1 protein-coding gene is annotated in these 1,298 nt (G+C 76.7%); it reads left to right on the forward strand.

Annotated features, from left to right (window positions below; translation table 11 throughout):
- Positions 1-176: 176 nt before the first annotated feature.
- A partial coding sequence (locus DQW06_RS15320; RefSeq protein ID WP_198662458.1) for a universal stress protein occupies positions 177-1,298 on the forward strand: 1,122 nt, incomplete at its 3' end.

Below are 1,298 nucleotides of genomic sequence, written 5' to 3' on the forward strand. Positions count from 1 at the left end.
TGCTCGTCGGCCGCGCGCGGCGGCCGGGCACCGCCCGCCGCGCGAGGGGCGCCCGGGCGTGTGCGTCGGTATGTCCCCCCAGTATCGCCAACCGGGGCCGCCGCGTCATGCCCGTGGCCGCGACCGGCCCGCGCCGCGGCCCGAACCGTCCGCGGCGGCCCTTCCCTGCCCCGACAATGGATCACGTGGCACGAGGAAAGCTCCGCATCTACCTGGGATCGGCCCCCGGCGTCGGCACCACGCACAACGCCCTGGCCGAGGCCCGCAGCCGGGCCGAGCGCGGCACCGACGTCGTGGTCGCCGCCGCCCACACCCACCGCCGGGCACGGACCTCCGCGCTCCTGGAGGGGCTGGAGCGGGTCCCGCCGCTGCCGTCCGGTTCCGTGGACACCGCGGCCGTGATCGCGCGCGCTCCGGGGACGGCGCTGGTCGACGACCTCGCCCGCGCCAACCCGCCCGGCTCGCCCAACGCCACCCGCTGGCAGGACGTGGAGGAGCTGCTGGAGGCCGGCGTGGACGTGCTGTCCACCGTGGGCATCCACCACCTGGAGTCCCTCAACGACGTGGTCCACCAGATCACCGGCGTGCGCCCCCGGCAGACCGTCCCCGACCACGTGGTGCGCCGCGCCGCGGAGGTCGAACTCGTGGACGTCACCCCCCAGGAGCTGCGCCGCAGGATGGCGCGCGGCGACATCCACCCGGCCGAGAGCGTGGACGCGGCCCTGGCCGACTACTACCGGGAGGGCAACCTGGCGGCGCTGCGAGAGCTGGCGCTGCTGTGGACCGCCGACCGTGTGGAGGAGAGCCTGGCCCGCTACCGCGGCGAGCACGAGATCCGGCGGACCTGGGAGGCCCGGGAGCGGGTCGTGGTGGCGCTCACCGGCGGCCCCGAGGGGGAGACGCTGATCCGGCGGGCCGCCCGCGTGGCCGCACGCTCGCGGGGCGGGCACCCCCAGCCCAGCCACCTGCTGGCGGTGCACGTGGTGCCGCCCAACGGCATGGCGCAGGCGCCCACAGACGACCTGCTGCGGCAGCGCAGGCTGCTCGTGGAGCTGGGCGGCACCTACCACCAGGTGGTCGGCAACGACGTGCCGACCGGGCTGCTGGAGTTCGCGCGGGGCGTCCAGGCCACCCAGATCGTGCTGGGGTCCTCGCGCCGCCGCACCTGGCAGTACGTGTTCGGCCCCGGGGTCGGGGCGATCGTGGCGCGCGACTCCGGGGACATCGACGTGCACATCGTCACCCACGAGCGGGTGGGCAGCGGCCGGTGGCCGCTGCCGCCGCCCGGCCGGGGACTG

It is taken from the genome of Nocardiopsis sp. TNDT3 (genome assembly GCF_003427465.1).
In the GTDB taxonomy this organism is placed as follows: Bacteria; Actinomycetota; Actinomycetes; order Streptosporangiales; family Streptosporangiaceae; genus Nocardiopsis; species Nocardiopsis dassonvillei.